Origin of the sequence: Burkholderia sp. 22088 (assembly GCF_052045915.1) — a bacterium.
GTDB classification, from domain to species: domain Bacteria; phylum Pseudomonadota; class Gammaproteobacteria; order Burkholderiales; family Burkholderiaceae; genus Burkholderia; species Burkholderia cepacia.
Window position 1 is genome coordinate 165,643 of the sequence record NZ_JBQEPY010000002.1, and the last position, 12,235, is coordinate 177,877.

Genomic DNA, 12,235 nt, shown 5'->3' on the forward strand with positions numbered 1-12,235 from the left:
GGCATGGCTCGTTACACAGATTCAAAGGAAACCGAAACATGAAGTTCAGCTCGATGCTGCCCGCCGCCTTGCTCGCGGCCTTCGCACCGGCCGGGCAGGCCCAGGAAAGCGACGCCGCGAACATCGGCGCCACGCTTGCACCGATTCGCGTCAACGCACAGAAGGCAACGCCGCTCACGCAACCGCTCGACACCGGCAGCCGTCTCGGCCTGTCGTCGCTCGAAACGCCCGCGAGCGTCGAACAGATCGATCGCAAGACGCTCGACACGCGCGGCGACAGTTCGATCGTCGACGCGGTGAGCCGCGCCGCCGGCATCAGCGCATCGCCGCATCCCGGCAACGGCGGCTCGGAGCTCGGCGCGCGCGGCTTCGTCGGCGCGTCGTCGGTCACGCAGCTCTATGACGGCGTGCGCCCGTACGGCGCGATCGGCGTCACCTTTCCGTTCGATACGTGGTCGGTCGACCATATCGACGTGCTGCGCGGCCCGGCTTCGGTGATCTACGGCGAAGGGGCGATCGGCGGTGTCGTCAACATCGTCCCGAAGAAGCCGACGCGCGGCCCGATCCGCAACGAGCTGCAGGCGGGCGGCGGCACCGAGGGCACGGCGCGGGTCGCGTTCGGCAGCGGCGGCGCGATCAACGACAAGCTGTCGTACCGCTTCGACATCAGCGGCAACCGCTCGTCGAACTGGGTGGACCGCGGCAACTCCCGCAACCTGTCGATCTCCGGTGCGCTGCGCTACGACGTGACGTCCGACCTGTACGTGACGGCGTCGTATGCGCAGGGCTTCCAGCATCCGATGCAGTATTTCGGCGTGCCGCTCGTCAACGGCGCGCGCGATCGCGCGCTCGACAAGAAGAACTACAACGTCGGCGACAGCGACATCGCGTTCCGCGACAGCTGGGCGACGGTATCGGCGAACTGGCAGCCGAGCGACAGCCTGAACGTGACGAGCACGCTGTACCGGATGAAGAGCAACCGTCACTGGAAGGACGCGGAGTACTACACGTACCTGCCGTCGACCGCGCAGGTCCGGCGCAGCAGCTACACGGAAATCTTCCACGACCAGGAGCAGTACGGGAACGTGACGGCGGCCACCGTGACCACCGCGCTGCTCGGCATGCGCAACACGTTCTCGACGGGTGTCGAGTTCAATCACACGACGTTCCAGCACGACAACAACGCGCCCTATTCGGGCACGTCGACGGTCGACCCGTTCAGCTTCGATCCGGGCAGCTTCATCAACACGGCCGGCACCTATCCGAAGTACCGCAGCCAGGCGAACCAGTACGCGCTGTTCGCCGAGAACCGGCTGGCAATCACGCCGCGCTGGTCGGTGATCGGCGGGCTGCGCTACGACCACGCGAGCGTGAATCGCGACGATCTCGTGAACGGCGGCGCGTTCACGAAGGTGTTCGCGAACACGGGCTGGCGCATCGGCACCGTGTACGACGTGCAGCCCGGCCTCGCCGTGTACGGCCAGTATTCGGTCGCGGCCGACCCGATCAGCTCGCTGCTGTCGCTGAATGCGTCGAAGGCCAACTTCACGCTCGCGACCGGCCGGCAGATCGAAATCGGCGTGAAGCAGTCGCTCCTGGACGGCAAGGCGGAATGGACGCTCGCGGCATACCGGATCGTCAAGAGCAATCTGCTGACGGCCGATCCGCTGAACCCGAACCAGTCGATCCAGGTCGGCCGGCAGTCGTCGCGCGGGCTCGAGGCGACGGTCGGCGCGGAGATCGCGAAGGACTGGCGCGTCGACGCGAACGTGTCGATCCTGCGCGCGAAATACGACGACTTCCAGCAGACGTCCGGCGGCACGACGGTCTCGCGCGCGGGCAACGTGCCGGTGTCGGTGCCGCAGCGGCTCGCGAACCTGTGGGTGAGCTGGCGCTTCGCGCCGGACTGGACGGGCATCGCGGGCGTCAAGTACGTCGGCAAGCGCTTCGCCGATACCGCGAACCAGCTCGTGATGCCGTCGTACACCACCGTCGACCTCGGACTCGCGTGGAAGCCGCGCAAGGACACGACGATCACGGCGCGCGCGTACAACGTGTTCAATCGCCGCTTCGTGCAGTCCGCGTACTACAACGAGACGCAGTACCTGCTCGGCAACGACCGGCGGCTCGAAGTGCTCGCGAACTACCGGTTCTGACGCGGCGCGCGTGCCGCCGGCACAGGCACGGCGGCGCACATCACCGCGTGCCTGCCGCGCGCCCCGCCATCCACTTGCGGTAGCGCCGCGTCTGGCACTGCGCGGCCAGTTGCTGCCTGACCAGCGCACGCAGCGGCGACACCTGCGGATGCGTGCGCCGGCCTTCGCTGAGCCGTGTCAGCTGGAACTTGACGACGGCCATGTTGGCCAGCGCACCCAGTGCCTTGTTCTTCCACCGGATCGGCTGCAGCACCGGCGCGCTGTCCTTGCCGGCCCGCCAGTCGCGCGGCAGGTTCGGGTCGATCGACAAAGCGGTCGCGATGCCGACCATCGCCACGCCGCTGTCCACCACCTGCTCGGCCACCGCGCGGCGCCGGATGCCGCCCGTGACCATCAGCGGCATCTGCGCGACCGCCGTGATGTCGCGCGCGAATTCGAGGAAATACGCTTCGCGGGCCAGCGTGCGCCCGTCGCGCGCCTCGCCCTGCATCGCCGGCACTTCATAGCTGCCGCCCGACAGTTCGACGAGATCGACGCCCAGCGGATTCAGCAGTTCGACCACGCGCTTCGCATCGTCGGCGCTGAAGCCGCCGCGCTGGAAATCGGCCGAGTTCAGCTTGACCGCGACCGCAAATTCCGGCGACACCGTCGCACGCACGTCCCGCACGATATCGAGCAGCAGGCGTGCGCGATTCTCGATGCTGCCGCCCCACCGGTCCTGCCGGCGATTCGTCAGCGGCGACAGGAACTGGCTCAGCAGATAGCCGTGCGCCGCGTGAATCTCCACGCCGGTGAAGCCGCTCTGCTGCGCAAGCTGCGCGGCGCGCACGAAGCGCCGCTGCACATCGGCGATATCGGCTTGCGTCATTTCCTTCGGCACCAGGAACTGCTTCGACAGCGCACCGAGCTCGAGCGGCACGGCCGACGGTGCGAGCGTCGTCTGGCCGAGCGCCGCCTGCATCTGGCGCCCCGGGTGATTGATCTGCATCCACACGTGCGCGCCGCCCGAGCGCGCCACCTCCGCCCAGCGACGGAAGCGGCCGAGATGCGCGTCGCTCTCGAGCACGACCCCGTTCGGTCCCGTCATCGCGCGGCCGTCCACCATCACGTTGCCGGTCAGGATCAGGGCGACCCCGCCGTCGGCCCACGCCTGGTACAGGCGCAGCAATGCGTCGGATGGCGCGTGGTTCGCATCGGCCATGTTCTCTTCCATCGCGGCCTTGGCCAGACGGTTCGGAATCACCGCCCCGTTGGGCAGTGTCAGCGGCGTAAACAGGTTCATGGAGGGCACCCTCGATTGACGATGCCCAACGATAACTTTAAAGTCAACTTCAAGGTCAAGCCCCCTGGAGCACCGCATGAAAATCGGCGAACTGGCACGCGCCAGCGGCATCGCGGCGTCGCGCATCCGCTTCTACGAAGCGAGCGGCCTGCTCGAGCCGGCCCGACGCCAGGCAAACGGTTATCGGGAATACGGGTCGGAAGCGTTGATGCGGCTCGCGATCATCGACCGCGCGCAGCGCGCGGGTTTTGCGCTCGACGAAATCCGCGCGCTGCTGCCGCCCGATCTCGGCGCGTGGCCGCGCGACGAACTGCTCGTCGCGCTGCGCCACAAGGTCGACGAAATCGTGCTGCTCGAACAGCGTCTCGCGCAGAACCGGCAACATCTCGAAACGCTGATCGACGAGATCGAGAACAAGCCGGCGGGCGAGGATTGCGCGGGTACCGCGCAACGGATGCTCGACCGGCTGTGCGCGCAGGCCGACGCACCGCCGGCGCCCGCGCCCGCGCCGGTCCCGAGGCCGACGCGCAAGCGCGCATGACCGGTTACACTGCGCCCCCCGACGAACAATCAACCCGCGCTGCGGCGAGACGAGTCGGCGCGTGTGCGCCGGCTTTCGCGGCGCGACCTCCAGACCCGATCCGCATGACGATCTCCCGCATCACAGGATTCCTCGTCGCCGCGCTGCTGACGTTCGGCATCGGCGGCACCTACGCCGCGACGTGCGGCGACACGCCTTCTTCGATCCGTTGCCCGGATACACCCGACCTTCCGGACGACATCGTCGCGCAGCTTCCCGCCGGCTACGAAGCGCTGGATGCCGCGTCGGGGCGCCTGACCGACAGCCCCCGCATCGGCTATGTCGTCGTCGCGCACCAGCCCGACGATTCGATGCGCAACGCATCGCCGCGTCCGCTGATGATCTTCCTGCCGGGCACGGACGGGCACTACCGGCTCGCGGCGCGCAACGACACCGTGATCATGAAAGCCGACGAAGGCGGGATGGGCGACCCGTATCTCGATGGCGTCGCCGAGAACGCGCTCACGATCGAACCCCGCACCTTCACGGTCGAACAGGGCGTATTCGCGGGGCCGAGCCACTGGCGCGACCGCGTAACGTTTCGCTACGACGCCGCGCACCGCACGTGGGTGTTCCATCGCGAAGTCATGCGGAACTGGCGGCTCAACGACGACCCGAACGGCGATGCGCTGAAAGCCGACCCGGTGCGCGTCACGCGCGCCGATGCGGCGAAAGCCGTCACGTTCGAAGCGTGGCGGCCGGGTTACTGGTGCGATTCGGCCGAGCGGCGCGGAACCGATCCAGCTTGCAGCAAGCAGCATTGACGAATGCGTAGCTGTACGAATGACGCTGCGTGCGGGCGTGCTTGCGGGCAAGCGATATGCGTGGATGCTGCCGCACCACACGGGCGGCGTGTCTGCCGGCACGCGCCATCGTTAGCGGCCGTGCGGATTTCCTTACGTCGCAGGTAATCGACGCGCGTCACCTGCGCCGCGATCATGGCTCCATCGATTCACCTCACGCCCCGGAGCCCGCCATGACCGCCTACGCCATCGCCCACCTGCACGACGTCGAGATGTGCGACGACATCGTCGAGTACCTCGAGCGCATCGACGGCACGCTCGCGCCGTATGACGGCCATTTCGTGATTCACGGCGCACGGCCGGAAGTGCGCGAAGGCGTGTGGCGCGGCGACCTGGTCGCGATCGCGTTCCCCGATCTCGCCACCGCGCGTGCATGGTACGAATCGGATGCGTACCGCCAGATCCAGCCGCTGCGCGCACGTCACGCGAGCGGCCCGCTGATCCTGATCGACGGCGTCGACGCGCGGCACCGTGCGACCGACATCCTGCGCTGAACAGCGGCAGCAGCGACGCCGGCGGCGCTTACGACGCGTTGCGCTCCATCGGCTCGCCGACGACGAACCCGCCGCCCTGGAACCGCTGCGCGGGATCGTCGTAGTCGGCGGTCGGCGCCGCCACCGGGAACAACCCGGCGAACTGCTCCGAACTGTCGCGCGGGCGGAAGCCGAGGAAGCCGGCCTTCGTGTTGTCCCACCACTTCACCGGGTTGTCCGACGCGCCGTACACGATCGCATGCCCGACGCGGTTCGTCAGCAGCGAGCAGCGCACGAGCTCGATGAAGTCGCGATAGCTGAGGAACGTCACCAGCATGCGCGGATTCTTCGGTACTTCGAACGACGAGCCGATCCGCAGGCATACCGTCTCGATCCCGAAGCGGTCGAAGTAATAGCGCGACAGCGATTCGCCGAAGCACTTCGTCACGCCATACAGGCTGTCGGGGCGCAGCGGCGAATCGGCATCGAGCACTTCCGTGACCGGATGGAAACCGATCGCATGGTTCGAGCTCGCGAACACGACGCGCTTCACGCCATGCTTGCGCGCGGCTTCGTACAGGTTGTACGTGCCGGTGATGTTCGCACCGACGAGATCGTCGAACGGTGCATCGACCGAAATGCCGCCGAGATGGACGATCGCGTCCACGCCGTCGACGAGCTGCATCACGGCCGGGCGATCGGCCAGATCGACGACGCGGGTTTCTTCATGCGCGGCCGCGTCGCCGAGCGTCGCGATGTCGCTGACGCGCACGACGTCGGCCCAGTCGGCGAGCGCGCCGCGCAACTGGCGGCCGAGGTTGCCGGCCGCGCCCGTCAGCAGCAGGCGCCCGAACGGTTTGCGCGCGCCGGTGGATGAGGCGTTCATCGAATCTCCTTGAATCTGACCTGAAATCTGACTGGATCGGAAAACGTTTTCCAACTATACGCGGGAGCGCATCCGAACGTCAATGGCCGAACCCGCTCGCAGCCATCCGCACTTTCCCGATATCGGCGCGTGGCCGCACGGCCCCGTTTTCTGCCACAATCCGGCGTTATCGAACGAAAACGTTACCCTCCGCATGAAAAAAGTTTCCCCGACGATCCGCGACGTGGCGGCGGAAGCCGGCGTGTCGGTCGCGACGGTATCGAAGTACGTGAACGGCACGCAGCGCTTTTCGCCGACCGTCGAAGCCCGGCTCAAGGAGGCGATCGACCGGCTCGGCTACCGTTCGAACCCGCTCGCGCGCTCGATGATCACCGGCCGCACGCGCACCATCGGCCTCGTGATCCTCGACATCAGCAACCCGCACTTCACGAACGTGGTGAAGGGAGCGAACCGCGTCGCGCTGCAGCACGACTACACGCTGCTGCTCGTCGATACCGAGGAGAGCCAGGCACGCGAGCGCTCGCTGATCGAGGCGCTCGCGCAGCGCGTCGACGGGCTGATCGTCAGCACGCGGATGCCCGACGACGAAGCCGGCTGGATGCTCGACCTCAACAAGCCGCTCGTGCTGCTGCGCCGCAGCCCCGGCCTGCCGATTCCGAGCGTCGGCATCGACAACCGGCTGTCGACCTACATGCTCGCGCGCCATCTGCTCAATCTCGGCCACACGCGCATCGCGTATCTCGGCTTCGGCACCGCGCGCGTGAACGACGAGCGGATCCAGGGCGCGCGCGACTGCCTCGCCGAAGCCGGGCTCACGCTCGACGTGCACGATGCGCATGCGCCGACCGCCGAGGCCGGCGAGCGCGCGTGTTCGCGCGTGATGCTCGGGCCGCAGCGTCCGCAAGCCGTGATCTGCTACAACGACCTGATCGCGCTCGGCTTCATGAAGGAAGCCGCGTCGCTCGGCTTCCGGCTGCCGCAGGACGTGTCGGTCGCTGGCATCGACAACGTGCCGTACGGCGAATACGCGGCGCCCGCGCTGACGACCGTCGACATCCAGAGCGAGAACATGGGCGAACTCGCGATGCAGAAGCTGATCGATGCGCTCGCGGGGCGCACCGATGCGAGTTATTCGACGTTCGAGCCGCGGCTGATCATGCGCGCGTCGACGGCTGCGGCCGGTTGAGTGCCCTGCCCCGCGCCTCCAAAAGAAAACGCGCCGCCCAAGGGCGGCGCGTTCGTTTGCGGACATGCAATGAAGTGACTACGCGATCACCCCGTCACGCGTCGAGTTGTGCCGGCTTCATCTTCGGCGTAAGCATGTGCATCACGGCCAGCGCGAGCAGGTAGGCCAACGCACCGATCGCGAACAGCACCCAGTAGTGGCCCGTGCGCTGCAGCACCTGGCCGATCACTTCCGAGAACAGCACGCCGCCGATCGAACCGGCCATCCCGCCGATCCCGACCACCGATGCAACCGCGCGGCGCGGAAACAGGTCGGACGCCGTCGTGAACAGGTTCGCCGACCAGCCCTGGTGCGCGGCGGCGGCGAGGCCGACGATCAGCACCGCGACCCACAGGCTCTGCACCTGCGACACGAACGCGATCGGCAGCACGCAGCACGCGCAGATCAGCATCGCCGTCTTGCGCGCGCGGTTCACGCTCCAGCCCGCGCGCAGCAGCATCGACGACAGCCAGCCGCCGCCGATGCTGCCGACCGTCGTCAACGCATAGATGCAGACGAGCGGCAGGCCGATGTGCTGCATGTCCATCCCGCGCGATTCGTTGAGCCACTTCGGCAGCCAGAACAGGTAGAACCACCACACCGGGTCGGTCAGGAACTTGCCGATCAGGAACGCCCACGTTTCGCGCTTGCGGATCAGTTCGCCCCAGCGCGGCGCGCCGGCGTTCGCGTTCGCCGCGTCGAGCGCTTCCGCTTCGTCGCGCGGCTCGTCGTATTCCGCGGCGAGCGCGCGCGTATCGGCCTGGCGATAGAGCACGAGCCACACCGCGAGCCACACGATGCCGATTGCGCCGATGATCACGAACGCCGCACGCCAGCCGTAGGCCACCGCGATGGCCGGGATGATCGCCGGCGCGAACACCGCGCCGATGTTCGCGCCCGAGTTGAAGATGCCGGTGGCGAGCGCACGTTCGCGGCGCGGAAACCATTCGGCCGTCGTCTTGATCGCGGCCGGGAAGTTGCCGCCCTCGCCGATCCCGAGCAACGCACGCACGAACGCGAAGCCCATGACCGAGCCGACCGCCGCGTGCAGCATCGCGGCGATGCTCCACACCAGCATCGCGACCGCGTACGAGACGCGTGTGCCGAGCCAGTCGACGATCCGACCGAAGCCGAGCAGGCCGAGGGCATAGAACGCGGAAAACGCCATCACGATGCGACCGTACTGCACCTGGGTCCAGCCGATGTCGTGCTGGAGCATCGGTGCGAGCAGGCCGAGGATCTGCCGGTCCATGTAGTTGATCACGGTCGCGAAAAACAGCAGCGCACAGACGGTCCAGCGGTAGCGGCTGGCGGCCGCGCGCACGGCGCCGACGACGGCAGATTGCATGAATGTCTCCGATGCGCGGCCGCGCCCGTCGCGCCGCACAGTATTCGTTGACCGGCGACCGGCGCCGGGGCGGACGGCGGCACGCTGTCGCGCACGGCCGAATCCGCCGATCAATCTGGAAAACGTTTTTCAAAGGATAGGTCGTCAGCCGGCGCCCTGTCAGTCGGGGATTTCGATGAGTCATCTCAAATTGGTCGCGGCAAAAGAGACGACTGTTTTGCAATGTGGCATTAACCGTTTTTCCGGGATTTTCCCGCGATCAGGGTGAGCGCACGGTCACGGATGCACATGTCCGAATCCGGCCAGGATCGGGGCCGGGATGGTTTACAGTCGCCCCATGCGCGTCGATTCCCCTCGCCTGCCGCGACGCCGCGCAGCACAACCCCACCCATGACCCACATGAAACGCCCTGCCATCGCTTTTGCTCTCGTTGCCGGACGCCTGGCGGGACGCGCGACGCACGATCTCGCCCCCGCGTCGGGCGAAGCAAGTGCCGAACCGCCGCGCCGCATGCGGCGCGCCGGGCGCAGTGGCGCGCGTATGCCGCTCGTGCGGCCCCTTAACGGAGAGATGTTGCGATGACTCCCGCTCACCTGATTCCGAGCCCGCTGGGCGACATCGCGGTACGTATCGAGGACGATGCGCTGACGGGCCTCTACTTCGTCGGCCAGAAATACTTCCCGCCGGTTGCGATCGTGACCGAAGCGGACACGCTCGCGACGCCACCGATCGCGCGCAAGGTCGCGGAAGAAATCGCCGAGTATTTCACCGGCACGCGCGAAACGTTCTCGGTGCCGATTCAACTGCGCGGCACCGCGTTTCAGCGGCGTGTATGGAAGGAACTGCTCGCGATTCCGTTCGGCGAACTCGTGACGTATGGCGACATCACCGAGCGCGTCGGGTTGCCGATGAGCGGCGCGCGCGCCGTGGGCGGCGCGGTCGGGCGGAACCCGGTGTCGATCATGGTGCCGTGCCATCGCGTGGTCGGCGCATCGGGCAGCCTGACCGGTTATGCGGGCGGGATCGACCGCAAGCGTGCGCTGCTGTCGCTCGAAGGCGCGGGGTTCGAGCGCGGCGCCCGCCATCCGGCGCAGCAGGCGCTCGCGTTCTGAGTAAGGGCGGGCCGCCGCGTCACGCGCTCAGCACGGGCCGGCGCGCTTCACGCTTCGCATACGCGCCGGGCGTCACGCGGAATTTCGCCTGGAACAGCGCGATAAACGACGACGTCGAGTCGTAGCCCAGTTGCGCGGCCACCGCGCCGATCGGCTCGCCCGCATCGAGCAGCGGCAGCGACGCCAACAGCCGCACCGCCTGCCGCCATTCGGTGAACGACAGCCCCGTGTCCTGCCGGAACAGCCGCGATAGCGTCCGTCGCGTCGCACCGACCTGATGCCCCCATTCGTCGAGATTGCGCGTATCGCCCGGATACGCATGCAACGCACGCGCGATTTTCAGCAGACGCGGATCGCGCGGCAGCGGCACCGTCAGCGGCGCCGCCCGCATCCGTGCGATCCGGTCGGCGATCAGGCAGACGAGCGCGCCGTCCGGCCCCGCTTCGTCGTAATTCACCGGCAATTCGGCCGTGGCGATCACCAGCTCGCGCAGCAGCGGCGTCATGCAGAGGATCGCGCAATCGTCGTGCACGTCGTCGCGCGCGATCGCCGCATCGAGATACAGGCTGTGGAACGCGACACAATCGCGCGTCGACACCGCATGCGGCACGTGCGGCGGTATCCACATCGCATAGTGCGGCGGCAACAGCTGCCGGCCCGACGGCGTCGACACCTCGAGCACGCCGCTCGTCGCATACATCAGCTGCGCCCACGGATGACTGTGCGCGTCGACGCTCGCGTTGCCGGGAATCTCGAACGCACGCACATACAGCGGCCTCGGCAGGCGTGCCATCGGCGGCACCGCGTAAGGGTCACCCGATTGTCCCGCCAGCAACATAAGACGTCCTCCGAAGGTCATTGCACGAACGAGCGCGATGCTAACGTGGCGGCTCTTCTTTCACACGGCTTCAGCCCATGAGCGCTCATACCCGCACCACCCGCAAGACCGTCACCGCGATCCGTTCGACCAAGGGCGTCGGCAGCCTCGTCTCGCTGACCGCCTACTCCGCACCGATGGCGAAACTCGTCGACGAAGTGGCCGACGTGATCATCGTCGGCGACTCCGTCGGCATGGTGCTGTACGGGATGCCCGATACGCTGCGCGTCACGCTCGACATGATGATTGCACATGGCGCGGCCGTCGTACGCGGCGCCGCGCAGGCGTGCGTCGTCGTCGACCTGCCGTTCTCGACTTATCAGGAATCGCCTGCGCAAGCGTATCGCTCCGCCGCGCGCCTGCTCGCCGAAACCGGTGCGCAGGCCGTGAAGCTCGAGGGCGGCAGCGAGATGGCCGACACGATCCGCTTCCTGACCGAGCGCGGCATCCCGGTGATGGCGCACGTCGGCCTCATGCCGCAGCAGGCCAACGCGACGGGCGGCTTCCGCGCGCAGGGGATGGACCCGCGCTCGGCCGCGCAGGTGTTCGACGCCGCGTGCTCGGCCGAACGGGCCGGCGCGTTCGGCGTCGTCATCGAAGGCACCGCCGAAGCGCTCGCACGCCACCTGACCGAAACGCTGACGATCCCGACGATCGGCATCGGCGCATCGCCGGCGTGCGACGGGCAAGTGCTCGTAACCGAGGACATGATCGGCGCTTTCGATGCGTACACGCCGCGCTTCGTGAAGCGTTACGCCGATGCGAACGCCGTGATGCGCGACGCGATCCGCCAGTACGCGCACGACGTGCGGCAGCATGTGTTCCCGGAGCCCGCGCATTGCTTCGGGTATGGCAAGCCGCTGCAGCTGATCGAAGCCGCCGACGCGGCCGCGTAATCGCATCGCCGGCGCATCGCGGACGCAAGGCGAACCGTGCGATCGCTTCACGCGCGCTTGCGCATCGCATGCGTGACCCGCGCGTTCGCCTCGAATTTCGCGCGATGCGTCGAGAAGAACGTCCGCACGTTGCGGACGTTCGATGCGCCGGTGAACAGCCGGCGCGCGAATTCGTCGTATTCGGCGACGTCGGCCAGATCGGCCACCACGACGAAATCAGGCCCCGGCGACACGCGGTAGCACTGCGTGACGGCCGGCTCCGCGCATACGTACGCTTCGAACGCGTCGTAGTCTTCCGCCGTCTGCCGGTCGAGACTGATCTCGATCAGCGCGGTGACGGCCGTGCCGATCGCCACCGGGTCGAGCACCGCGACCTGCCGGCGGATCACGCCCGCCTCCGTCAGCCGCCGCACGCGGCGCATGCAGGTGGGCGGCGACGACAGCGCGCGCTCGGCGAGTTGCAGGTTCGACACCGACGCGTCGTTCTGCAGGATCGCGAGAATGCGCAGGTCGAGATCGTCGAGGGTGATGCCGGCCATCGGCAGCTCCTTCCGGTCAGGGTGTGAAATTTAATTTCAACATGATAGACGATCAACC

Annotated in this window: 12 protein-coding genes; 7 read left to right on the forward strand and 5 right to left on the reverse strand. The window is 67.5% G+C overall.

Annotated features, from left to right (window positions below; genetic code table 11):
- Window positions 1-38 precede the first annotated feature (38 nt).
- Window positions 39-2,156 (forward strand): TonB-dependent receptor, encoded by a 2,118-nt coding sequence (locus ACTJLD_RS03830; protein ID WP_440658014.1) that lies wholly within the window; start codon window positions 39-41, stop codon window positions 2,154-2,156.
- Window positions 2,157-2,196: 40 nt separating this feature from the next.
- Here ACTJLD_RS03830 and ACTJLD_RS03835 read toward each other — a convergent pair whose 3' ends face one another.
- On the reverse strand, window positions 2,197-3,438 hold the full coding sequence (locus ACTJLD_RS03835; RefSeq protein WP_440658015.1) for an NADH:flavin oxidoreductase/NADH oxidase family protein: 1,242 nt from the start codon (window positions 3,436-3,438) through the stop codon (window positions 2,197-2,199).
- Window positions 3,439-3,514: 76 nt separating this feature from the next.
- Between ACTJLD_RS03835 and ACTJLD_RS03840 the strand changes: the two genes are divergently transcribed.
- The 3 genes from ACTJLD_RS03840 to ACTJLD_RS03850 all read left to right on the forward strand — a co-directional run bounded on the left by ACTJLD_RS03840 (window position 3,515) and on the right by ACTJLD_RS03850 (window position 5,315).
- Window positions 3,515-3,979, forward strand: a complete 465-nt coding sequence (locus ACTJLD_RS03840; RefSeq protein ID WP_440658016.1) for a MerR family transcriptional regulator — start codon at window positions 3,515-3,517, stop codon at window positions 3,977-3,979.
- A gap of 104 nt (window positions 3,980-4,083) precedes the next feature.
- On the forward strand, window positions 4,084-4,782 hold the full coding sequence (locus ACTJLD_RS03845) for a hypothetical protein (protein WP_060286016.1): 699 nt from the start codon (window positions 4,084-4,086) through the stop codon (window positions 4,780-4,782).
- Window positions 4,783-4,994: 212 nt separating this feature from the next.
- Entirely contained in the window at window positions 4,995-5,315 is a 321-nt protein-coding gene (locus tag ACTJLD_RS03850; RefSeq protein ID WP_060286015.1) for a DUF1330 domain-containing protein, read from the forward strand.
- Between the two features lie 28 nt (window positions 5,316-5,343).
- Here the strand turns inward: ACTJLD_RS03850 and ACTJLD_RS03855 are convergent, their stop codons facing one another.
- Window positions 5,344-6,180, reverse strand: a complete 837-nt coding sequence (locus tag ACTJLD_RS03855) for an NAD-dependent epimerase/dehydratase family protein (RefSeq protein ID WP_021160051.1) — start codon at window positions 6,178-6,180, stop codon at window positions 5,344-5,346.
- An 82-nt stretch (window positions 6,181-6,262) separates the two neighbouring features.
- Between ACTJLD_RS03855 and ACTJLD_RS03860 the strand changes: the two genes are divergently transcribed.
- Window positions 6,263-7,366 carry a LacI family DNA-binding transcriptional regulator gene (locus ACTJLD_RS03860; RefSeq protein WP_027789782.1) on the forward strand — a complete coding sequence of 368 codons (1,104 nt, stop codon included), beginning with the start codon at window positions 6,263-6,265 and terminating at the stop codon, window positions 7,364-7,366.
- Between the two features lie 94 nt (window positions 7,367-7,460).
- On the opposite strand, the gene ACTJLD_RS03865 is transcribed toward ACTJLD_RS03860, so the two are convergent.
- Complete coding sequence (locus ACTJLD_RS03865) at window positions 7,461-8,753, reverse strand: MFS transporter (protein ID WP_440658017.1); 1,293 nt, start codon at window positions 8,751-8,753, stop codon at window positions 7,461-7,463.
- Between the two features lie 578 nt (window positions 8,754-9,331).
- Between ACTJLD_RS03865 and ACTJLD_RS03870 the strand changes: the two genes are divergently transcribed.
- Entirely contained in the window at window positions 9,332-9,865 is a 534-nt protein-coding gene (locus tag ACTJLD_RS03870; RefSeq protein ID WP_440658018.1) for a methylated-DNA--[protein]-cysteine S-methyltransferase, read from the forward strand.
- Between the two features lie 19 nt (window positions 9,866-9,884).
- On the opposite strand, the gene ACTJLD_RS03875 is transcribed toward ACTJLD_RS03870, so the two are convergent.
- Complete coding sequence (locus ACTJLD_RS03875; RefSeq protein WP_060085686.1) at window positions 9,885-10,703, reverse strand: AraC family transcriptional regulator; 819 nt, start codon at window positions 10,701-10,703, stop codon at window positions 9,885-9,887.
- A gap of 77 nt (window positions 10,704-10,780) precedes the next feature.
- Here ACTJLD_RS03875 and panB point away from each other — a divergent pair, with 77 nt between their 5' ends.
- On the forward strand, window positions 10,781-11,638 hold the full coding sequence (gene panB, locus ACTJLD_RS03880; protein WP_060085687.1) for a 3-methyl-2-oxobutanoate hydroxymethyltransferase: 858 nt from the start codon (window positions 10,781-10,783) through the stop codon (window positions 11,636-11,638).
- A 47-nt stretch (window positions 11,639-11,685) separates the two neighbouring features.
- Here the strand turns inward: panB and ACTJLD_RS03885 are convergent, their stop codons facing one another.
- A complete protein-coding gene (locus ACTJLD_RS03885) occupies window positions 11,686-12,177 on the reverse strand; it encodes an Lrp/AsnC family transcriptional regulator (protein WP_124816778.1) in 492 nt (163 codons plus the stop codon).
- Between the last annotated feature and the right edge of the window lie 58 nt (window positions 12,178-12,235).

Bases quoted from the DNA above. Each gene is read 5' to 3' on its own strand.
- ACTJLD_RS03875 (WP_060085686.1), bottom strand. From the start codon at position 10,703: ATGTTGCTGGCGGGACAATCGGGTGACCCTTACGCGGTGCCGCCGATG.
- ACTJLD_RS03830 (WP_440658014.1), top strand. From the start codon at position 39: ATGAAGTTCAGCTCGATGCTGCCCGCCGCCTTGCTCGCGGCCTTCGCA.
- panB (WP_060085687.1), top strand. From the start codon at position 10,781: ATGAGCGCTCATACCCGCACCACCCGCAAGACCGTCACCGCGATCCGT.
- ACTJLD_RS03860 (WP_027789782.1), top strand. From the start codon at position 6,263: ATGGCCGAACCCGCTCGCAGCCATCCGCACTTTCCCGATATCGGCGCG.
- ACTJLD_RS03870 (WP_440658018.1), top strand. From the start codon at position 9,332: ATGACTCCCGCTCACCTGATTCCGAGCCCGCTGGGCGACATCGCGGTA.
- ACTJLD_RS03855 (WP_021160051.1), bottom strand. From the start codon at position 6,180: ATGAACGCCTCATCCACCGGCGCGCGCAAACCGTTCGGGCGCCTGCTG.
- ACTJLD_RS03865 (WP_440658017.1), bottom strand. From the start codon at position 8,753: ATGCAATCTGCCGTCGTCGGCGCCGTGCGCGCGGCCGCCAGCCGCTAC.
- ACTJLD_RS03845 (WP_060286016.1), top strand. From the start codon at position 4,084: ATGACGATCTCCCGCATCACAGGATTCCTCGTCGCCGCGCTGCTGACG.
- ACTJLD_RS03885 (WP_124816778.1), bottom strand. From the start codon at position 12,177: ATGGCCGGCATCACCCTCGACGATCTCGACCTGCGCATTCTCGCGATC.
- ACTJLD_RS03835 (WP_440658015.1), bottom strand. From the start codon at position 3,438: ATGAACCTGTTTACGCCGCTGACACTGCCCAACGGGGCGGTGATTCCG.
- ACTJLD_RS03840 (WP_440658016.1), top strand. From the start codon at position 3,515: ATGAAAATCGGCGAACTGGCACGCGCCAGCGGCATCGCGGCGTCGCGC.
- ACTJLD_RS03850 (WP_060286015.1), top strand. From the start codon at position 4,995: ATGACCGCCTACGCCATCGCCCACCTGCACGACGTCGAGATGTGCGAC.